At 60.2% G+C, this 20,930-nt stretch carries 18 protein-coding genes; 3 read left to right on the forward strand and 15 right to left on the reverse strand.

Going from position 1 to position 20,930, the window contains the following annotated elements:
- Positions 1-51: 51 nt before the first annotated feature.
- From ABIB44_RS00650 to ABIB44_RS00685, 8 genes are all read right to left on the reverse strand, one after another.
- The gene (locus ABIB44_RS00650) at positions 52-1,404 is read right to left on the reverse strand and encodes a leucine-rich repeat-containing protein kinase family protein (protein ID WP_354582688.1); all 1,353 of its coding nucleotides are present in this window, start codon (positions 1,402-1,404) and stop codon (positions 52-54) included.
- A gap of 142 nt (positions 1,405-1,546) precedes the next feature.
- On the reverse strand, positions 1,547-3,136 hold the full coding sequence (locus ABIB44_RS00655; RefSeq protein ID WP_354582689.1) for a TolC family protein: 1,590 nt from the start codon (positions 3,134-3,136) through the stop codon (positions 1,547-1,549).
- Positions 3,133-4,542 carry an HlyD family secretion protein gene (locus ABIB44_RS00660; protein WP_354582690.1) on the reverse strand — a complete coding sequence of 470 codons (1,410 nt, stop codon included), beginning with the start codon at positions 4,540-4,542 and terminating at the stop codon, positions 3,133-3,135. The genes ABIB44_RS00655 and ABIB44_RS00660 overlap by 4 nt, the downstream gene beginning before the upstream one ends.
- A complete protein-coding gene (locus ABIB44_RS00665) occupies positions 4,535-5,563 on the reverse strand; it encodes an ATP-binding cassette domain-containing protein (protein ID WP_354582691.1) in 1,029 nt (342 codons plus the stop codon). Before ABIB44_RS00665 ends, ABIB44_RS00660 begins: the two co-directional genes overlap by 8 nt.
- 290 nt (positions 5,564-5,853) lie before the next feature.
- Positions 5,854-6,324 (reverse strand): NUDIX domain-containing protein, encoded by a 471-nt coding sequence (locus ABIB44_RS00670; protein WP_354582692.1) that lies wholly within the window; start codon positions 6,322-6,324, stop codon positions 5,854-5,856.
- A gap of 38 nt (positions 6,325-6,362) precedes the next feature.
- Entirely contained in the window at positions 6,363-9,761 is a 3,399-nt protein-coding gene (locus tag ABIB44_RS00675; protein ID WP_354582693.1) for a UvrD-helicase domain-containing protein, read from the reverse strand.
- A 24-nt stretch (positions 9,762-9,785) separates the two neighbouring features.
- A complete protein-coding gene (locus tag ABIB44_RS00680; protein WP_354582694.1) occupies positions 9,786-10,376 on the reverse strand; it encodes a hypothetical protein in 591 nt (196 codons plus the stop codon).
- A gap of 43 nt (positions 10,377-10,419) precedes the next feature.
- A complete protein-coding gene (locus tag ABIB44_RS00685) occupies positions 10,420-10,827 on the reverse strand; it encodes an acyl-CoA thioesterase (protein ID WP_354582695.1) in 408 nt (135 codons plus the stop codon).
- 156 nt (positions 10,828-10,983) lie between these two features.
- Between ABIB44_RS00685 and ABIB44_RS00690 the strand changes: the two genes are divergently transcribed.
- The gene (locus ABIB44_RS00690) at positions 10,984-11,178 is read left to right on the forward strand and encodes a cold-shock protein (protein ID WP_208173229.1); all 195 of its coding nucleotides are present in this window, start codon (positions 10,984-10,986) and stop codon (positions 11,176-11,178) included.
- 426 nt (positions 11,179-11,604) lie between these two features.
- Positions 11,605-13,647 carry a DEAD/DEAH box helicase gene (locus ABIB44_RS00695; protein WP_354582696.1) on the forward strand — a complete coding sequence of 681 codons (2,043 nt, stop codon included), beginning with the start codon at positions 11,605-11,607 and terminating at the stop codon, positions 13,645-13,647.
- A 139-nt stretch (positions 13,648-13,786) separates the two neighbouring features.
- Here the strand turns inward: ABIB44_RS00695 and ABIB44_RS00700 are convergent, their stop codons facing one another.
- From ABIB44_RS00700 to ABIB44_RS00710, 3 genes are all read right to left on the reverse strand, one after another.
- Positions 13,787-14,233: a PA2169 family four-helix-bundle protein gene (locus ABIB44_RS00700; protein WP_354582697.1), complete on the reverse strand. Its 447-nt coding sequence runs from the start codon at positions 14,231-14,233 to the stop codon at positions 13,787-13,789.
- A gap of 61 nt (positions 14,234-14,294) precedes the next feature.
- Complete coding sequence (locus tag ABIB44_RS00705) at positions 14,295-15,569, reverse strand: BaiN/RdsA family NAD(P)/FAD-dependent oxidoreductase (protein WP_354582698.1); 1,275 nt, start codon at positions 15,567-15,569, stop codon at positions 14,295-14,297.
- A gap of 79 nt (positions 15,570-15,648) precedes the next feature.
- Positions 15,649-16,533: an NAD(P)-binding domain-containing protein gene (locus ABIB44_RS00710; protein ID WP_354582699.1), complete on the reverse strand. Its 885-nt coding sequence runs from the start codon at positions 16,531-16,533 to the stop codon at positions 15,649-15,651.
- 178 nt (positions 16,534-16,711) lie between these two features.
- On the opposite strand from ABIB44_RS00710, the gene ABIB44_RS00715 reads away from it, so the two are divergent.
- Positions 16,712-17,584: an SDR family oxidoreductase gene (locus tag ABIB44_RS00715; protein ID WP_354582700.1), complete on the forward strand. Its 873-nt coding sequence runs from the start codon at positions 16,712-16,714 to the stop codon at positions 17,582-17,584.
- Positions 17,585-17,747: 163 nt separating this feature from the next.
- On the opposite strand, the gene ABIB44_RS00720 is transcribed toward ABIB44_RS00715, so the two are convergent.
- The 4 genes from ABIB44_RS00720 to ABIB44_RS00735 all read right to left on the reverse strand — a co-directional run bounded on the left by ABIB44_RS00720 (position 17,748) and on the right by ABIB44_RS00735 (position 20,926).
- Positions 17,748-18,617 carry a DUF1571 domain-containing protein gene (locus ABIB44_RS00720; protein WP_354582701.1) on the reverse strand — a complete coding sequence of 290 codons (870 nt, stop codon included), beginning with the start codon at positions 18,615-18,617 and terminating at the stop codon, positions 17,748-17,750.
- 65 nt (positions 18,618-18,682) lie between these two features.
- On the reverse strand, positions 18,683-18,961 hold the full coding sequence (locus tag ABIB44_RS00725) for a hypothetical protein (protein WP_354582702.1): 279 nt from the start codon (positions 18,959-18,961) through the stop codon (positions 18,683-18,685).
- 181 nt (positions 18,962-19,142) lie between these two features.
- A complete protein-coding gene (locus ABIB44_RS00730; protein ID WP_354582703.1) occupies positions 19,143-19,658 on the reverse strand; it encodes a YkvA family protein in 516 nt (171 codons plus the stop codon).
- A gap of 74 nt (positions 19,659-19,732) precedes the next feature.
- A complete protein-coding gene (locus tag ABIB44_RS00735) occupies positions 19,733-20,926 on the reverse strand; it encodes a hypothetical protein (RefSeq protein WP_354582704.1) in 1,194 nt (397 codons plus the stop codon).
- Between the last annotated feature and the right edge of the window lie 4 nt (positions 20,927-20,930).

Consider the following 20,930-nt stretch of genomic DNA (forward strand, 5'->3'; position numbering starts at 1 on the left):
TGGCCGTCTGGGCTGCTATCGTTCAACGCCGAGGCGCGAAGGGTCGCGTCGCTAGAGCCCTTCCAGCACCGCTATAATCTCCGCAAACAGCGGCCGGGCTGCAAGCTCAGCCTGCACGCAGCGCCGTTGCAAATTCCAGAGAGCCGTGCTCGCCGCGGGTGCTTCATCAGCCTCCGGGCAGTGCTCCAGCAGCTCTTCGAGCAGACAGCCGAAGGCGCGCACCTCCAACCGCTGCAAGGCGGTGGCCAGTGCCAGGTCTTCGGGGGTGAAGAAGCAGGCTGCTCCAAAATCGCCCAGCAGGGCCTCGCCGGTTGGGGTGTTGAGGATGTTGTGGGCGTACAAATCGCCGTGCAGAATGCCCTGGGCGTGCAGGTGCGCCGCTGCGCTGGCAATGCCTGCGGCAATGCGCAGGGCGGTTTCAAGCCGAAATTCGGTGCTAGCCGCGTATACGTCGCGAGTGCAGCTGGCCAGACTGGGCGGCCCGGCCAGGTTGCCGAAAGCCGGGGCAATGAGGTCGAGCACCAGGCCCTCGGCCCCCGCCGGGTGGTGGGCGACGCGGCCCTGCACAGCAATCAGGTGAGGGTGGGGGCCGGCGCTGATGCAGGCCGCCATCTCACTGCGCGGCAGTCCGTCGCTCGTCACCGAGCCTTTGAAGAGCTTCACCGCGACCTCACTGGGCGATGGGTACTGCCGCCGCGCCTGGTAAATCACGCCCGAAGCCCCTTCGCCCAACTGCTGCTCAAGCGTCAGTTCTGCCCAATCGATGGCCTGAATGGGGTGCCGGGCCAGCGCCGCCGCCTCGGCGGCCTCGGCAAATGGGTTGCCGGCGTAGGCTAGCCAGGCCAGCTGTGGCAGGGTCAGCAGCCACGCCGGCAGCTCGGTGAGATGGTTGGCAGCGATGCGCAGCAACTCCAGATTAGTGCAGTTGGCCAGCGTGGCGGGCAAGGCGGTGAGGCGGTTGCCAGCCAGCATCAGCTTCTGGAGCTGCTGGCAGTTGCCGATTTCGGCGGGCAGCGCTTCCAACTCGTTATCGGTGAGAATAAGCCAGCGCAATTGCGGCGGCAAGGCTGCGCCCGGCAGCGTACGTATCCGGTTGGCTTTGAAGCCAATCATGCTCAAATTGGGGCATTGGCCGAGTACGGCGGGCACTTCAGTAAACTGGTTATCGGAGCAAAACAGCACCTGCAGCTTGTGCAGACGGGGCAGGTCGTCGGGTAAAGCTGCGAGGGCGTTGCCGGAGAGGTTGAGGACTTCCAGCGTATCGGCGAGGGCGAAAATCTCGCGCGGGAATTCGGTGAGGCCGGCCGATAAATCCAGGCGTTTGAGGCCGTGGAGCTGGCCGGCGCGCAGTTGGTCGAGGGTATGCATGGGCGCAAAGGTCGGCCGGCTGGTTGGGAATGGCATAAAAAAGAACGGTCATGCTGAGCGCAGCCGAGGTATCTCTACTGCGCAAGCAAATCCAAACGAATGGGTTACTACTGCGGTAGAGATGCTTCGACTACGCTCAGCATGACCGTTCTTGTTTATGCCTGCTACTCCTCCTCCGCTACTCCCCGTTCACCGACCGCGTTCCCGCGTAGTAGTACAGCTCGGCCACTGCCTTCTCGTAGCTGGCGCGCAGGCTTTCCTGCTTGATGCGCAGGTCGATGAGCTTGGTTTCGCGGGCGTTGATGAGGAAAAAAGTGCTTTCGCCGAGGTCGTACTTCTGGAGCTCGGCGTTGAGCAACGTGCGCTGGTTGGCGATGGTGAGGGTTTGCACGGCGAGCTGGCGCTCGTAGGCGCGCAGGGAGTTGTACACGGCCGTGAGCTGGTTGCCGATGGTGCGGCGGCTCTGCTGCTGCTCCAGCACGGTTTCGCGCACGTTGAGGCGCACCACTTGCAGCTGGCCCCGGGCCTGCCGCAGGAAAATGGGCAGCGCGAAATCGACGCCCACCTTGTAGTTGTTCAGGCCGAAATCATAGCTCGCCGGCACTTCAGGGCGGTAGAAATCGCCCCGGCTCAGCAGCGTGCCGCTCACGTTGAGGGTGGGCTTGAGCAGCTCGCGGCGGTACCGCTCTTCCACGCCAAGCTGCAGGATTTTAGCGTCGAGCTTGCGCAGGGTGGGATGCTCGGTGGCCGCCCGCTCCCGCAGGCGCGTGAACTCCTGGCGGGTCAGGCTGTCGACGCGGGCAGGCTGGGGCATGGCGGTAGCGGGCAGCTCCACGGGCTGGCTGTCGCGGTTCCAAAGGTGGTTGGAGAGCACGAGGCGGGCATTTTGCAGGTCCACGGCCAGCTGCTGGGCCTGCACCTGGCGGTCCTGGGCCGTGATGCGGGCCTCCACGGAGTCGATGGGAGCCTGGTCGCCCAAATCAACCCGCTGACTAATGGCGCGGAAGCGGGTTTCGGCCAAATCGACTCCTTCCTGAATCAGGGCCGCCTGCTGGTAAGTGTAGTACCAGGTCCAGTAGTCCTTGGCGGCTTGCAGCCACACGTCGTTGATTTGCTTCACCCGGTCGGCCTCGGCGGCCGAAACCATGATGCGGGCCTGCCGCAGGGTGCTGCGTCGGGCGTCAATCAGCAGGCCCTGGCCCAGCGGCACCGAGAGGCCCACGCCGGCCAGCCCATTGAGCGGCGTGCGGGTTTCGGGGTTCACGTAGGTACCCACGTAGCGGTCGTAGCCGGCCTTTAGGTCGATGCCGCCCAGCCAGATGGGCACCTTGAACTCGTTGGCCCACTTGTTATAATAGTCGGTGCCGCCGAATATTTTGCGGTCGAAGCCCGACGTGGCCTTGGGGTCAAAGCCGCCCCGCGCCTGCAATACCTGGCTCTGCGCCCGCTCGCTGAGCAGGGCGGCCTGTTTCACAATGGGGTGGTTGGCAAACACCACCGTGGCCAGGTCCCGCAGCGAAAACACGCGGGCCGTGTCCACGGGTGCCAAGGCTTCGCGCGGCTGCACCGGCACCGGGGGCGGCGGGGCCACGGCCCGGGCCGGAACGGGTAGCCGGGGGCGCGGCACCGGGTTGGGCGGGGCCACGGCCCGGGCCGGAATCGTAGCGCGGGGTACGACCGTAGCCCGCGGAACCTGCGCCAGGCCCACGGCCGGCCCCAGCAGGGCGGCCCAAAAGCTGGCTTTCCGCAAGAGCGTCCACTTCCTCATTTCGATTTTTCCTCCTTGCTGCCGCCAGATTTCTCCTTGCTGCCCTCGGCCGGGATGGGGCCGCCACCTTCGGGCTCGGCCTGCAGGCTGGGCGGAAAGCCGTTGAGCTGCCGCCAGATTTCGTACCACACCGGCACCGAATCGAGAATCACCCAGCCGTACACGCCCGAGCCCAGGCGCAGCTGCCGGGGCCAGGTGTGCTCGTCGCCCGTGCCGCGCAGGGGGCGCACCAGCAGGCGGTAGCGGCCGTTGGTGCTGCTCACCACGTCAATCACCGCCACCACCCCGCCGAACGTGCCAACGGCCACCGACGGCCAGCCCGAGAACTGAATAGCCGGCCAGCCATCGAACTGCAGCCGCACCCGCCGGCCGCGCTGAATAAGCGGCACGTCCATGGCCCGCACGTACATTTCGGCGGCCAGCACGGGGCTTTCGGGTTGAAGCGTGGCAATGGACTCGCCCTCCTTGATGTTCTCGCCGATGCCCGCCTTGAGCGTGCGCACCACGATGCCCGACTGCGGGGCCCGCACGATGTAGAGCCCGCGGCGCACCTCCACGTTGCTGATTTTATTCTGCAGCACCGCCACTTCGCCTTCCGAGCTGGCCCGGCTCGACACGGCCGAGCTGCGGTCGGACTGCGTTTTGGCCAGGTTTTCCTGGTACTTGGCCCGAATCTCACTCAGCGCGATAATGGCGTTGGCCAGGGCCTGCCGGCTGCTGGCGAGCTTGTTGCGCTGCGAGTTCACTTTGGCCAGGTCCTCCTGCAATTTCAGGCGGCGGGTTTCGATGTCGGTGAGCGAGAACAGGCCGTTCTGATAGCCCACCTCGTAGCGGGCCAGGCGGCTCTTGGCGGTTTCGAAGAAGTTGATGACGGCCACCAAATCGGCCTTGTCGATGTCGACGGTGTTGCGGGCCTGTGCCACGCGGTTGGCGGCCGCTTCGAGCTGCACCCGCAGGCCGGCTTGCAGCGCGTCAATCTGCGCGCTGGCGGCCACGATGCGGGCGGCGTTGGCGGTCACGTTGCCGCGCTTGGCGGCCAGCTGCTCGCGCAGGCGCTCGGGCAGGTTGGGGTCGAAGTATTCGGAGTTGATTTCGGAGATGGTGAGCAGCGTGTCGCCCTTGCGCACGCGCTGGCCCTCGCGCACGGCCCAGTGCTCGATGCGGCCCGCAATAGCATTTTGCACGGTCTGGGGCCGGTCCTGCGGGGTGAGGGCCGTGAGGCTGCCGCTGCCCTCGATGGTTTGCCGCCAGGGCAGAAACAGGATTATCAGAAATACGATGCCCACGACCAGCAGCGTGCGGCCCAGCCAGCGCCCGCGCTTGGCGCTCAGCAATTCCTGGTGCGACTGCCGGGGCTTTTCGCGCCATACCGTTTCGGCCACGCTTTCGTTGCTCAGGTTAAGCATGGATTTCGGTGGTTTGAGATTTGGCCTCTTCCAGGGGCAGGTCGGTGACGGCGGCCAGCTTTTCGGCCCCGGTCAGCATGTCGAATACGGTGCTCACGCCGCTCACCAGCTTCTCGATGGCGCTGCTGATTTGCACAATCAGTACTTCAGCGGCCACGAACTGGCCCAGGCTCATCTGCCGCGATACCACGAACAGGGTGCCCGCAATCAGCAGCCCCCCCGTGAGCAGCAGGCGCAGCGCGATGCCGTAATTAAAATACGCTTTCAGCACCCGGAAGTGGCCGTTGCGGGCCCGCAGGTAGGCAGCAGTGAGCTGGTCGGTGCGGGCCAGGGCGTGCTCGCGCTTGGCGGCATCGTCGCGGTAAAGCGGCAGCTCGCCGGCCACCTGCTCCAGCCAGTCCACCACCTGGTACTTATAGGCTGATTCATCGATGCTCGTGTTCAGGGCCCGCCGGTAGTTGAGGGCGTAGATGCCGATGATGCTCAGGATGGTGAACAGGCCCAGCGCGATAAACACCGGGTGGTAAAAGGCCAGCACCAGCACCCCAAATAAGATTTGGAACGCGGCAAATACCAGGTTAATCAGCAGTTTAGTGAGGCCTTTCTGTACCGTGAGAATGTCGAAGAAGCGGTTCACCAGCTCGGCCGGGTTCTGGCCTTCCAGGGCCTCGGCCTTGATGCGCGGCAGGCGGTAGGCAAACTCGATGGCCGCCTTGGCGAATAGCCGCTGCTCGATGGCCTCCACCAGCACCATCTGGCCCAATAGCAGCACGCCGCCCAGCAGCACGCCGCCCACCACCACCCCAATCAGGATGTAGGTAGAGGCAAACACGGCCCCCGTCGAAACCAGGTTGAACACCGCCTGGGTGCCCAGCGGCAGGGTCAGGCTAACCAGCCCCGCCACCAGGGCATAAAAAAAGATGTAGCGAATGGTATCGCGCTCCGTGTCCAGCATCCGCACCAAGCGCTGCCAGGGCGTGGGCGGGGGCGAAGAAGAAGCGTGGGAGGAATGAGCCGCCATGCAGATGCGTAAGGGTAATAATGGAATACAAAATTACCGCCGCCTGGCGTGGCCTCTGATTTGGATTCAGTTAAAAGGGCGTTAAAAAGGGGTTAAAAAGCGGCGTGGAAGCAGTTTTGCGGTGGGGCTGCCCGCAGGCCAATCCATACTGCTGGCGCGCGTCTGCGACGCGCTGCCGGTTGGCTGCGAGCCTGTGGCTCGGGCATTGAGTCGGTTGGACAAGTACAGTTGCGAACTGCAAGCTCGGTTTTAGTGGGCAGCGCGCTGTAGGTGCGCACTGTCGGAGAGTGTTAGGGCTGATGGCCTCTTCTGGCAAATGCATCGCTCAGTACCTCCGGCAGCCAAGCTCCGGTCTGAATTGCCCGAGTTTCGGCATGCGAGAAAAACCTTGTTTCCAATGTCTCCTGCCCATTCGGTCGCAACTCGCCGCCTGTAATCAGGCCCTCAAAAACGGTCATCACATAAGCAACTTCGTCCCCATTCTGGTAATGCACGCGGAAATCAGGCCCGCCATACACCCCCACGATTCCCTTAAGCTCCACGCGGCAGCCGGTTTCTTCCTCCATCTCCCGGCACGCTGCCGCAGCTGGTGATTCGTCAACCTCTACCATGCCACCGGGGGCCACCCAAACATTGTAGTTTGAATGGCGCACCAGCAGCACTTCCCCGCTTGAGTTAAATGCCAGAACCGTGACCGAAGGCAGCAACAATAAGTCGTGGCCGACTTTATTTCTAAGATTTGCCAGGTAGGGTGAAAGCATTGGGGAAGGACTGAGTTGATTTGAAATGAATGTATTCCTCACACCTCCACCACTTCGCCCGTCCCGAAATAATAAATAACCCCGCGCACTTCGGCGTATCCCAGCTGCTCAAATAGCGTGGCGTAATTCCGCAGCAGCCGCTTGTGTTTCTCCTGCGGCGGGGGCAGCCGGAAATCCAGCAGCGTGACCCGGCCACCGAGGCGGTGGTGGGCTTCGAGGGAGGGTTCGAGCACCACGCGGTCGGGCTTGTAGTCGCGCAGCTTCACGCCGCCCACCAATATTTCGCGCTCCGTTTCCACGCTCAGGTGCGGGGCGAAGTAGGGGGCCAGGCGCGGGTCGCGCACCAGCGTTTCGAGGCTGGCCACCAGCGCCGGCCGCTCGCGGGCGTTGAGGATGCCCTCGGCCACGAGCTGGCCGGCCACCCGTCCCACATCGGCCGCCGTGAGCAGGCGGCGCAGGGCAAAGTGCAGCTTGCGGTCCCACTCGCCCTGTGCCTTTTGCTCGTCAAAATCGAAGAGCGTGGTGGCGTGGCGGCGCAGCTTCAGGCGCTCCTCCCAAGGCGCGGCGGCAAGATTTGTCAACTCATAGCTATTAGCTAATAACTGTTGGCTAATAGCTCTTTTAGCGGCTGGCGTGCCTTGGGAAATAACGAAAGACACTTGTTCCTCCTGCCACTCGCCGCGCCCCAACAAGTAGCCGTGGAGCAGGTCGGCCACGGTGCGGGCGGCCGCAGTAGGCGTGGCGGCTTCCAACTCGTCGGTTTTGGTAGTTTTCTGGTTCTCCGGCCGCTTGCTGATGACGTAGAGGCGGTGGCGCGGTCGGGTGAAAGCCACGTACAGCGTGTTCAGCCCTTCGAGGAAGGTTTTTTCACGCTCCTCGTCGTACTGCCTCCCCAATACCGTCTGCTGAATGCTTTTGCTGAGGCTCACCACCGCCACGTCGGGCATATTTTCCAGGGGCTTTTCATCGGCTTCCAAATGCCCCCACAGCAGGGTGCCCCGGTGTGGTTCCAAACTCCAGTCGGCAAAGGGCACAATCACTACGCCGTACGCCAACCCCTTGGCCTTGTGCACCGTGGTGATGGTAATGGCCGCCCGCCCGCCCGGCGCGTTAATGCTGATGCGCCCTTTGCGCTCCTCCCAATGCGTGAGAAAATTGCCTAGGTTATTGCCAAATTTAAGGCTGAATTCCAGCGTTAAATCGAGGAAGCGAAACAGGTACTCGCTCTCCCCATTCCGCCCCAGCAGCCCGAACAGACTCAGCAGTCGCTCGGCCAGTTCGTAGAGGCCCAGGTTGCCGGTTTCGGCTTCGTTCACATCGTATCCCAGCGTCCGCAGCTCATCAAAAAACGAGGTGCCGCCCGCCGCGTTCGCCACGTCGGCAATGTGCCGGGCGCGCGCGGGCGTGGGAGCCAGCCCCCGCACCACCTTATCTACCAGCAGCAGGGCCTCGGCTCGGGCCAGGGTATCGGCCGGTTGGTGCAGCACCCGCAGCATGCTCACCAGCAAGTTCACCACCTCCGCAAATTCCAGCGCCAAGGAATCAGCCGAAATAATAGCGTAGCCCCGCTCTTTCAGGAACTTGGCAATGATTTTACTGGCGTAGCGCGTGCGGCACAGTACCGAAATGTCGGCCAGCTCGTAGCCGTCGTGCAGGGCCTGCTCCACCAGTTGCAGCGTGAGGTAGCAGGTGCTTTCATCGTAGCCCAGCAGCGCCTCGGGGGCGTGGCCGGGGAGGGGCTCGGTGGTGTAAGCGCCGGTGGCGGGGTCGTAAATGAGAGCAGGGGCGTCCTTTTGGGTAAATAGGAGTTCGACGTGGCCCTGCTGGTCCGTCCGCTGCGATTCCGGTACTTGCTGCCCAAAATGCGCGTCATAAATCCCCGTCACCAGTCCCAGCGCTTCGTGCCGCGCACTCACCGCCTCAAAAAAAGAGTTGTTAAAATCAATAATCTCCCGCGCCGACCGGTAATTCACCTGCAGCGCCCGCGGCTCCAGCTTCCCGCGAAACGCCTCGTAGCGCCCCCGCAGCAGCTCACGCATCTCCGGCTCCCGCGCTCGCGCCGCCAGCGCCTCCGTGTTGCCCTGGTGCAGCCGCAGAATCTGCTCCATCTCGCCCCCGCGCCAGCGATAAATGGCCTGCTTGGCATCGCCTACCGCCAGGCTACTGTGCCCGTTGGCCAGCGTGTTTTCCACCAGCGGCAGCAGGTTATTCCATTGCAGCACCGACGTGTCCTGAAACTCGTCAATCAGAATGTGCTCGTATTTCTCTCCCAGCCGCTCGTACAAAAATGGCACTGGCTCGGTCAGCACAATGCTGGCAATTCGGCGGTTAAATTCCGAAATCAACACCACGTTTCGCTCGCGGCTAATTTGCTCCACTATTTTATTTAATTCACTCAATAACGAAGCGTGAAATAAATACGGTTGCATCGCCGCCAACAGAGTATAATTCGGTAAAAACTCGGTTCGCATTTTATCCAGCGTCGCCACCAGCGCCGTTAGCGGCTCGCGCACTGCATCCACGCGGGCCTTATCGGCGGGCGATTTAATTTTTCCGCCGTGCCATTTATCCTCGGCCAAAGTTTTGCGCACGTAGCTATTCGGCCCGGCATCGGCTTGCAGCAGGGCCACGCCCTTCTGCACGTATTGGCCAATACCATTTTTGCCGTAGTATAAGTCGTCCACGCTCACCTCGGCCTGAGTCAGGATAGCTGCTCCCACCTCCTGCGTCTCCACAAAAGCCGCTTCAATTGCCGTCCGCTGCGCCCGGATTTCCTTGTCCAGCCGCCGAAAATCGGCCAGGCTCAGTTTGTCCAGCTGCGCCACCGCCTCCTGTACCGTCTCATTAAACAGCACCCGCCCGAAGCCCGCCAGCTCCTCCGGCAGCCGGCTCCAGCTTTTGCCTTCCTCGGCCTGCCCGAGCGCATATTCCGCCAACGTCTGCGACAGCAGCACGCTATTCGGGTCGCGGTTCACCTTGTCGAGCAGCGCCGCCACCGCACTTTGCAGCACGCTGTCCGTATCCAGTTCCACCTCAAACGTGGCTGGCAAGCCCAGTTCCCGGGTAAACGCCGTCACAATCCGCTGCACAAACGAGTCAATCGTGCTCACCCCAAAATCGGCGTAGTGGTACAGCACCAGCCGGAACGTGGCCGCCGCCCGCCGCCGCACTTCCCCCGCCGACAGCCCCAACTCCTCGGCCACCTCCGCCAGCAGCGCATCCGGCTTGCCGGGGTTCGGGTAAGCAAAATTCCGCAACGCATCCACAATGCGGTGCTTCATTTCCCCCGCCGCATCGTTGGTAAACGTAATGGCCAGCACCCGCTTGAAATACGCCGGGTCATCGGCCCCCAGCGCCAGCAGCAGGTATTCTTTCGTTAATTGGTACGTCTTCCCCGAGCCGGCAGAAGAAGAGTAGATGCGGAAGGAGGGAGGCATGTATTGAAAATTTATAAGGAAAAGTTAATCAAGTATGCTATCTACTTTATCTGCTTGTGCCATCACTTTTTTTATTTGGCGCTTAGTAATTCTTTCCTCTCTTTCATAACTAGGAAGTCTTGCTAGAATTGTTTCGAATTGCCCTTGTAATTTAATTGGAAGAATAACGTTGTTTTTCTTCAGACGCAGTTTTAAATTAATTCCCATAAAATACCCAACAGTATGAATTCCGCCGATACATCCAAATAAGTGAAAGAATGCTGTTTCATCTTTGGAACACAGTTGTAACATTTGCAGTGCTTTTTCCCAGTTCTGATTATCTAACAGGCTTTCGAAGGCATAGACCTTTACGGCAGCTGAATAATGATTCGCTAAAACCAACATATCATCAGCAGATGATATTTTTTTTAGTGAGTCAAACCTGATGTATTGCCGGGGTGTGTATCCAAGTTTGGTTACGTACCGACCTTTAACAGTACCATCATTTGCTATTTGATGGACTAATGTGTCTTGCGCAGCAGTGAGGTGATATACTTCGCGTGGCTTCTGGGCACTAGCGCCGGCAACGCTGATAAGACTAATAAAAATGACCAAAAGAATTAATCGATAAATCATTGCGATTTTTTTGAAAGTCTATTATCGAAGCAAAGTATTACTGCTAAGGCAGTAGCCAACTCACCATCTCCGCCGTCACGCGCACCGGCCGGCCGCTCTTCGGGTCGAGCAGCACCCAGGTCGTTTCCGCCTCGCACAGCAGCACGCCATCTGCCGCGCGGGTGAGACGGGTGTAGCGCAGCGACGTCGCGCCGCTGGTTTCGCCCACCCAGGTAGTGGCCCGCAACGTCTCGCCCGCGAAGGCCGATTGCAGGTAGCGTATCCGGTGCTCCCGCACCACCCAGATAATCTGGTCGCGCATAGCGGCTGGGCAGATGCTCAGCCAGTGCGCGCCCGCCACGTCCTGCACCCAGCGCACGTACTCCACATTATTGGCGTGGCCCAGCGCATCAATGGCACTGGCCGGCACTTGAAATTCGTGGGAGAAGGCGTGGTTGGGTGCGTCGGGCATACTGTATAAAAAAAGGGAGAGCGCGCAAAGGTCGGCATCCATCGAAAAAAATACCTATCGACTTGCTCATTTGGAATTTCTGCCTATCTTTGACGCAACCTAAGACATCAAGCCACGGTGGCCCAAACGCTTAGGGAAACTCCACAACCAACCACAATGGCAACCGGAACGGTAAAATTCTTTAATGACACCAAAGGCTTTGGTTTCATCAAAAACGACGAAACTGGCGAAGATATCTTCGTTCACATCAGCGACCTTCAGGTTAGCTCGATTCGCGAAAACGACAAAGTTCAATACGAAGTAGCTCAAGGCAAAAAAGGCCCGAACGCAGTAAAAGTATCGTTGGTTTAGTCCAGCACGCAGCTTTGCAAGAAGAAAGCCCGCCTTTGGTGGGCTTTTTTTTATGCCCGTTGGGCGATACTTTGAACCTAAGTGCGTCATGCTGAGCGTAGCCGAAGCATCTTGCGTGTGGTAGTGAATCTTTTCTTGCGATTGAATTACTGAAGCACGCGAGATGCTTCGGCTACGCTCAGCATGACGTTCATTATTAATGTTCATCCAAAGAGTAGCTTTTCCAAAATAAAAACCCTACCTTTGCACCCGCATTTGAGGACGGCCCAAAGTCCGCGCAGGCCCGAGAGAGGCGCTAACGCATTGGCCGCGTAGTTTTTTGGTTGTTTTTCCCGCCTGATTGTGACAAGGTAGAAGGAGGGGAAACGTCGCTGAGTACGGCTGTTTTCAGAGCTAAGTCTCTTTTCCCCCTTATCAACTCCAATCATGGAAGCTGAAAAAATTGTGGTTCGCTTTGACGAACTGAACCTCTCCGAGGAAGTACAACGCGCCATCACCGAGATGGGCTACGAGGAAGCCTCGGCCATTCAGGCCGCTGCTATTCCCGTGCTGCTCGCCGGCAAGGACGTTATCGGCCAGGCCCAGACGGGTACCGGCAAAACCGCTGCCTTCTCCATTCCCGCCATCGATAACATCGATACCGAGAGCAAAGACGTGCAGGTATTAGTGCTCTGCCCCACCCGCGAGCTCGCGGTGCAGGTTTCGGGCGAAATCCAGAAGCTGGGCAAGTATAAGCGCGGCCTGATGGTGGTTCCCATCTACGGCGGTAGCCCGTACGACCGTCAGCTCCGCGCCCTGGAGCGCGGCGTGCAGATTGTGATTGGCACGCCCGGCCGCATCATGGACCACATTGAGCGTGGCACCCTGAAGCTGGAGAACACCACCAAAATCATTCTGGACGAAGCCGACGAAATGCTCGATATGGGCTTCCGCGACGACATCGAGTTCATTTTGAGCAAGATGCCGAAGGAGCGCCAGACGGTGTTTTTCTCGGCCACGATGAGCAAGCCCATCATGGAGCTCACCAAGAAGTACCAGCGCGACCCGCAGGTAGTGAAGGTGAACCACCAGACGATGACGGTGACCAACATCGAGCAGAGCTACTTTGAGGTGCGCGGCCCCCAGAAAAAGGATGTCCTGACCCGCATTCTCGACATGTACAACCTGAAGTCGAGCATCGTTTTCGCCAATACCAAGCGCATGGTGGACGAAATCGTAGCCGACCTGCAAGCCAAAGGCTATTTCGCTGAAGGCCTGCACGGCGACATGGGCCAGCAGCAGCGTCAGAACACGCTGGATAAATTCCGCAAGTCGACTATCGAAGTGCTGGTTGCTACCGATGTAGCCGCCCGTGGTATCGACGTGGACAACGTGGAGGCCGTATTCAACTACGACCTGCCGGCCGACGAAGAGTATTACGTGCACCGCATTGGCCGCACGGGCCGCGCTGGCAAGTCGGGCAAGGCCTTCACGTTTGTGAGCGGCCGCGACATCTATAAGCTGCGCGACATCATGCGCTTCACCAAGGCCCAGATTAAACTGGAGCAGGTGCCGTCGTTTGCTGATGTATCGGAAGTGAAAACCACGCTGTTCCTGAATCAAATCAAGGAAATCGTGGAGAAGGGCAACCTCGAGAAATACGTGGGCCGCGTGCAGCGCCTGCTCGACCAGAGTGAGGAAATTACTTCGCTCGACATCGCCGCCGCGCTGCTGAAAATGACCATGAAGGAGGACAAGAGTGCTCAGCAGAGCCTCGACGCCAGCAAGGCGGCCGGCCAGGCTCGCCCCGGCTATACTCGTCTGTTCGTGACCATGGGCAAGAAAGACCGGATTCACCCCCGCGACATCGTGGACCTGATTTCGGAGTCGAGCAACCTGACCGGCGCTAAAGTGGGCGACATCGCCCTCTACGACAAGTTCAGCTTCGTGGAAGTACCGTCGGAATACGCCGATGAGATTGTGGGCAAGCTGGGTCGCACCAGCATTCAGGGCACGCCGGTAAGCTTCAGCATCGCCACTCCCGTACAGGAAGGTGCCGCTAAAGAGGAAGGCTTCAACCGCACGGGCGGCACGGGTGGTCCCGGCGGCTTCGGCGGCGACCGTGAGCGTCGTCCGTTCAACGGCGGCGAGCGTCGTGAAGGCGGCAGCGGCTACGGCGGTGGCTACAAAGGTGGCAACCGTGGCGGTAGCAGCTACGGCGGCGGCGAGCGTCGCGAGGGCGGCAGCGGCTACGGCGGCGGCTACAAAGGCAACCGCGATGGCGGCAGCAGCTACGGCAACAAGCCCAGCTATGGTGGTGGCGAGCGCCGCGAAGGCGGCAGCGGCTACGGCAACAAGCCCGCCTACGGCAACAAAGGCAGCTACGGCGACAAACCCAGCTATGGCAACAAGCCGAGCTATGGCACGCCCCGCGAGTACGACACGCGCCCCGAGCCCCGCGCTCCCCGCAACGAAAGCTTCGACGAATAACGCTATCCGTTATATCCGTTAGGTGAAACTGGGTTATCCAGATTATGTGTTTAGTATAAGTGAAATAGCTAGTTACAAAAAAGGCCGCTCAATTGAGCGGCCTTTTTTATTGGGTTGGCTTCAGAAAAGCCAGCGGCAATTACTTCGACGAATCGCGCAGCGACTTGATTTTGTCGTGGGCTTCGGTTACGCCCTGATACTGCTTCTCGATAACCGATTTCAGGTTAGAGGGTAGGTCCTGCGCTTTCAGGGCAGTTTGGTAGGCTTTTTTGGCGTAGTCTTCGCCGCGCTCGCACTCATTAAGAACAGCTTTATTGTCTTTGCTGGTAAGGGCCGACTTCAGGTCAATCCAAGCGCGGTGAATGGTGCCGGTCACCGACGAATCTTCGTCGGGCTTGAGGTTCAGCTTGAACATCTGGTCCTCAATCTCGGTGATGTACTCGGCGCGCTGAGCAGCGTATTTTTTGAAAGTTTCTTTCAGGTTAGCATCTTCGACGTCAGTCATGGCGTCGGCGTAGCCTTTCTGGCCATCTTTGAGGGTTTCAACCAATTCGTTGAGCAGGGCTTGGGTGGCTTTGGCTTCCATGGGGAAAGAGTAATTTGAGGTGAAAGTGATGCCTCTGTTTACTCCTCGGGTGCATGGAAGGTTACACCGTCACGGTCAGCGCCGCCGCCATAGCTCGGCCGGCCAGGAAGCCAGTAGTCCACGCTGCCTGAAAGTTAAAGCCGCCGGTAATGCCATCAATATCGAGGACCTCGCCGGCGAAATATAGGCCGGGAACACGGCGGCTCTGCATGGTTTTGAGGTCAACTTCGTCGAGGGAGATACCACCGCAGGTCACGAATTCCTCCTTATAAGTGGTTTTGCCGCGCACGGCCAGCGGTGTGCGAAGCAGGAGCTCCAGTAGGCGGTTCTGGGCTTTAGCGGGCAGGTCGCTCCACCGGGTTTCCGCGCTGATGGCGGCCTGCTCGGTGAGGTTGCGCCAGAGACGCTGGGGCAGGCCGAAGAGCGGATTGCTGCCGACGGTTTTCTTGCCGTTGTCCTGCCGAAACTGTTGTAGCCAGGGACGTAGCGTTTCGTCGGTATGCGCTGGTAGCCAATTGATAAGTGCGGTACCCGCGTAGCCCAACTCGCTGAGGCGGCGGGCACCCCAAGCCGAGAGCTTGAGCACGGCCGGGCCGCTCACGCCCCAGTGCGTAATGAGTAGCGGGCCTTCGTATTGCAGCTTTTCGCCGGCCAGCACTACGCGGGCCTGGGGCACGCTCACGCCCATGAGCTCACTGAGGGGCGAATCGGGTACGTTGAAGGTGAAGAGCGAAGGCACCGGCTCGGCAATGTGGTGGCCAAGGGCGCGCAGCCAGTCGTAGTTGGCATTTTTGGGGTTGCCGCCGGTGGCCACCAGCAGGCGGCTGACGGCCAGAATGCCCCCGAATTGGCTGGCTCCGGTGCCGCTTATCCTCAGCTTAAAACCGCTTTCTGGGTGAGGCTGAATTTCATCGACGCTGGTGTTGGTGATGATGCGCACCCCGGCCAGTCGGGCGGCCTCTTCGAGGGCGCGGGCGATGGTTTCGCTGGAATCGGTAGTCGGAAACATACGGCCGTCGGCCTCTGTCTTGAGAGCTACGCCGCGCTTGGCAAACCAGGCAATGGTATCGGGCACGCCGAATTGCTGGAAGGCATTTTTCAGCGGCTTGCTGCCGCGCGGGTAGTGCGCCGCAAGCTGGGCGGGCGATTCGCAGGCGTGCGTGACGTTGCAGCGGCCGCCGCCCGACACGCGCACTTTGGCCAGCAGCTTGCCGGTTTTTTCGAGCAGGATAACCGGCTGGCTCGGGTTGGCTTCGGCACAGGCAATGGCTCCAAAGAAGCCGGCTGCTCCGCCCCCGAGCACAGCCACGGGAAGTAGGGCAGCGTCTTGTTTCACGGGGCAAAGGTACACCGGAGCGTTGGCAGCCGTGGGCCGGCTGACGCTAGGTTAAACAAAAAAGGAGGGGAACCTGCCGCTAGCAGTAAGCAAGTGCCGCCAACACGTCGTCGTGCTGAAACTGGTAGGGCAGTAGACTCCGAATCAGGCTGCTGTCGATGGTTTTGCCACTTACTGCTGTTTCTTCTTCTTCTTTGAAAACCGGGGATTCCAGCTTCAGGAATTGAGCGGCGGCGGGGTAAAAGTCGCGCCTGCGCGGGTGCTGGTTAGCGCATACATTAAACGTGTGGCCCCACAAGCCTTGCTGAATAATGCCGGAAAGCACGCCCACCACGTCGGTGAGGTGCACGAGGTTGACGGGGGCGTTACCCTGGTCGAGGCCCTGGCGGCCGGCCAGGAAGCGGCCAGGGGCCCGCTCGGGGCCAAAAAGGCCACCCAGGCGCACCACTGTGCTTTTCCACTGGCCGTAGCGGGGCACGAAATGGCCCTCGGCGCGCAGCACGTCGGAAGCCGCGTCGCGGGTGCTCATGGCATCGGCTTCGCGCATCGTGCGCGGCTCGTTGGGGTACACGCTGGTCGAACTCACGAACAGCACGCAGCTGGTGCCGGCCGCCGCTACCGCCCGGTGCACCGGGCGCAGCAGCAGGGGGTAGGCTCCGGCCGCAGCCGCGCGCGGCGGTACGTTGAGCACGAGCACGTCGGTATCGGCGAGCAGGCGGTGCAGGAGGGCTTCGGCGGCGGGGCCAGCGTCGGCACCAAGCCGCAACAGGTGCGATTCAATCCCGATGGCACGCATGCCGTCGAGGTTTTCGGGGGTGGTGCTGGTGCCGACCACGCGGTGGCCGGCCTGTACCAGCGAGCGGGCCAGGGCCAGGCCCAGCCACCCGCAGCCCAGCACGAGTACGCTGGGGAATTCCGCCCCCGAAGCCGTGCTCGTGGAGCCCCCGGAAATGGAACTAGTCATATTCAAAAAAGGTGCTTGGAACTGCGAAGGTGCGAATAAATTATGAAACGCCTATATTTAACCGGGTGAAGTAGCGGTTACGGAATTTGCGGGCCGGGTACAAAATTTCGGTCGGTTCGTCTAGTACCTTCGGTCCCTAACCCCGCGCTTCCAACTCTAATCTTATTCCGTTTCCTGCATGAACGCACCTTACACCCAACCCATGCTGCGCGATAACGCGCTGGCCGGCAAAACCATCATCGTTACTGGCGGCGGCACCGGCCTGGGCCGGGCCATGACCACCTACTTCTTGCAGCTGGGGGCCAATGTTACCATCACGAGCCGCAAGCTGGACGTGCTGGAAAAAACCGCTGATGAGCTACGACAGCAAACCGGCGGCAAGGTGCTAGCCATTGCCTGCGACGTGCGCAAGTATGATGAGGTAGAAGCCATGCTGGAGCGCACCATTCAGGAATTCGGGGGGGTCGATGTGCTGCTGAATAACGCGGCCGGCAATTTCATTAGCCCCACTGAGCGCCTGAGCCACAAGGCATTCGATGTGATTGTGGACATCGTGCTGCGCGGCTCCTACAACTGCACGCTGGCCGTGGGCAAGCGCTGGATTGTCGATAAAAAGCCCGGCACTATCCTCAACATCGTGACGACGTATGCCTCGGTTGGGTCGGCTTTTGTGGTGCCCTCGGCTACGGCCAAAGCCGGCGTGCTGGCCATGACGCGCTCATTAGCAGTTGAATGGGCGAAGTACGGCATCCGCTCCAATGCCATCGCGCCCGGTCCGTTCCCGACGGAAGGTGCCTGGAGCCGCCTCTTTCCGGAGCCGCTGGCCAGCAAGCTCGACCCGGCCGCCAGCGTACCGCTCAAGCGCGTGGGCCAGTACCAGGAACTAGCCAATCTGGCCGCATACCTGGTGTCGGATTTCTCGGCTTATGTGAACGGCGAAGTGGTGACCATTGACGGGGGAGAATGGCTAAACGGGGCGGGCGAGTTCAACAAGCTCGAGATGCTGACCCCCGACATGTGGGACCAAATCGAAAAAACCATGCGCCGCTAAATCACAGATTACGCAGATTTTAGCGGATTTCACGGATTTTGTAGGCGATTATCGTCTGGATTAAATCAAAAAGGCTTGCCAATTGGCAAGCCTTTTTGCTCGAGCTACACTGGATGCCGCCCACAAAATCCATGAAATCCGCTAAAATCCGCGTAATCCGTGATTAAAGTTTGTAGCCCTTGTAATCCTTGCTGAACTCCTCGGCCGGGATGGGCTGGTTGGATACGACGTCGGAAAAATCGAATTTCTCGAACAGGCCTTTATCGTCGTTTACCTGCACGACGGTGGGTAGGTAGGTTTTAGGGTCGATGCAGACGATGGTGCGGCGGCCGTAGGCGTTGGGCACCTGCAGCACTTTGCCAGCGGGGATTTTCTCGCCGATGGTCAGGCCATTGCGCTCAATAATGCGGAACTCACCGCAGCCAAACCGCTCGGCCACGGAGGCGATGGTTTCGTTGGCACCGGCCTTGTAGCTCACGTAGCGAAACTGTGGATAGTCGGCGCGCAGCACGTAGTTGGGGCGGCCCTGCACGGTGCTGTCGCCCACGTATTTGAAGGAGCGGCTGAACGACATGTCCTGGCGCAGGCCGGTGGTGCGCAGTAGGTCGGAAATAGTGCCGAAACCCGCCTGCAACACCGTGTGATGCTGATTGTTGCGCATGAGCTTGGCATTGGGGTCGAGGCTGAGCGTGACGTAGGGGAAGGCCGCCGGATTCACCCAAGCGTCGCCGCTGTTCTGCCCGGCTACCCAAAGCACCTCGACGCCTTTCTGGTTTTTGATGTAGATGCGCAGCGGCTTGTAGGAGATTTTCATGATGCTGCGCGCCTGACGAATACTGCCTTCGATGCGTTCCTGGGCCTTCACGGTGCAGCGCAAATACTTGAGCCCCTCGATGGCGGCCCCCATGCGCGCGGTGAGCTGCTCGGTGGTGATGGGGGCGGCAGCGGGCGTCGCGGCAACTAATACTATTGCTGAAGCCAGCGGGGCTACCCAGCGGAGGGCCAGGCATGATGAAGCGAAATTCGCAAACATAGAAAGGAGGAGTAATCGAAAAAAAGACGGCTACCGCGGGCTGGTTGCCCGGCTGCGCGACAGCCTTAGTTCAGGCTGATGTGGGGGAAGCGCGAGGCCAAGGTGTCGAAAATAAACAGCTCATCAATTTCCACGCCATGCAGGTACTGATAGAGTGGGAACTGCTCGACTACGGCGCGCACGGCCGCTTCGTCGTCGCCGTTGATGGTGACCCAGCCCCGGCTGCGGTCGCTGCTGATGGCGTAGGTTTCGACTATTTTCTCGTTCAGCAACTGGTTGATAAAGTCCCGGTGGCGCGGAATTAAATCGATAAAGTCGTCATCAAACGACTCGGGTAATAGCATGGAAACGACAAACGTAGGCATAGGCAGCAAGCGAGCAAGCGGCCCGCGCGGAGCAGGCGTTGCAATAGAAACAGACAAGCGCCGGAATGGGTCGGAGCGCGAGCTGCGAAGAAACAAAAAAGGCCCCGCCAACCAGTCGGGCCGGGCGGGGCAGCAAATATCGGCAGAAGGCCGGGTTGAATTATGAATGGCCAAGCTCGGCGACCATCGGCTGCTGCGCATCGCCGGTAGCGGGGCGGGCCGCCAGGTCGGGACCGGAGCTGCTGGTAGCCAAGTCTTGGCGGGTATCTTCCCAATCGCGGAACTTGGAAATCTCCCCCTGGAACTTGCCCAGAAACCAGCTAATCAGGCTCAGGTCATCAAGAAATCCCAGTACCGGGATAAAATCAGGCACCAAGTCGATGGGCGATAGCACGTAGAGCAATACGGCAAAGCCCGAAATGATGGTCCCGGTAGCTACCTCGCGGTAGTCGCCACTGATGTAGTTGCGTACCAGCCGCACGAGGGTGGCGGCAACGTCGAAGAGCTGCTTGAACTTATTGTCCTGGCTGTCTTTGCTCGATAGCTTGTCGGCGGTTTCGTTGAGGATGGCTACGACCTTAAACGGCTTGCCCAACAGCTTGGTGGCGCGGCCGATGAAGACGTTGAAGATGGCGTTTTTGGAAAGCTGAAGACCTTTTTCGGTAAGTGATGACATGGGAGCAATGGTAAATAGGACGTTGTTGCCGGGCTTTACGCGCAACTTGCGTCGGGTGTTATAGGCTCACCGCCTTACCGCTCGAACAAAGGTGACGTACCGCCTACCCAGTCCTTGTCCTTGTTGAAATCGACGCCAATCATCTCGCCCCGGCTCAGGCGGGCCAGGCCGGTGAGCAGGCGAGGCCGCGCCGCGCCTGCCGGCCAGATGTAGAGCAGCCGGATTTCGCACTTCACCAGCCCATCGGGCGACTGCACCACGGGCTCGTACTGCACCTTGCGCTGCAACAGATAGTGCTGCTTGTCGGGCAGTGCGTCGAGGTCGGCGGCTGTCACGTGCAGGCGCACGCCCGCGCCGGCAAAGGAGTACAGCGGCTTGAGAACGTAGTTTTCGAGGTCGGTTGGGTATTCCGCTAGCTCGTGCAGATAATAGCTGGGTGGCACAAATGGGCCGCTCAGCAGCGGGAGCGTGAATTTGCTGACGCGAAAAAACCAGTTCGGGTGGCCCACCCAGGTCACGTCCACATCGGCATCGGTGAGGTGAAACTCCGTTTTAAGGTCGGGATAGCGAGCCAGCTCATCGAAAATAATGCGGTTGTAGATGCGCTTAATGCGTACCAGCCGGCCGTCTTTCTCATAGTATAGCTCGCGCCCGCGCTTGCGCACCTTGGTCAGGCACACGGGCTCGATGCCCCACAGCTCGCGGGTGAGGGCGAAATCGACGCGGGTTTTTTGGCGTTCCGGGAACAGCTCCAGCAGCACCACGTTTTCGGCGGGCTCGTCGGCCAGCAGGAAGTGGCGCATCTCTTCACGGTAGCTGGCAAAGTCGGTGGTTGTGAGGAATGCCGAGACTGAATCGGGGATGGGGAAGAAGCGCCCAAACTCGCCCGGCAGCCACGCCTGAAAGGCATAGAGCGAGGGAAATCCCTGCATTTCAATGAGCTGGGGCTCCAGCTCGCCGTGGGCATCGCGGCAAACCGCAAAATCAAAAGTCAGAAATTCAGGGCGGCCTTCATTGCCTGGCACGCGCTGGTGGGCCGGAATTGCAGCCTCGGTGCGGGCCTGAAAATCCGGCTGCTCAATCACGTCGATGATGCTTTCGCCGGCGGCTATTAGCTTATCACGCAGCCCCACGGGTACGAACACCGGCGACTCTGCCACCCGGAAATCGAGTTGGCCGGGCAGTTGGCGGTCGATGTCGGCCATCATTTCCCGGTGGCGGGCGGGCTTGAAGGCGGCGTTGTAGCGGCGGCGGGGTTCCGGAATCATGGCA

It is taken from the genome of Hymenobacter sp. UYCo722, assembly GCF_040547115.1.
Taxonomy (GTDB): domain Bacteria; phylum Bacteroidota; class Bacteroidia; order Cytophagales; family Hymenobacteraceae; genus Hymenobacter.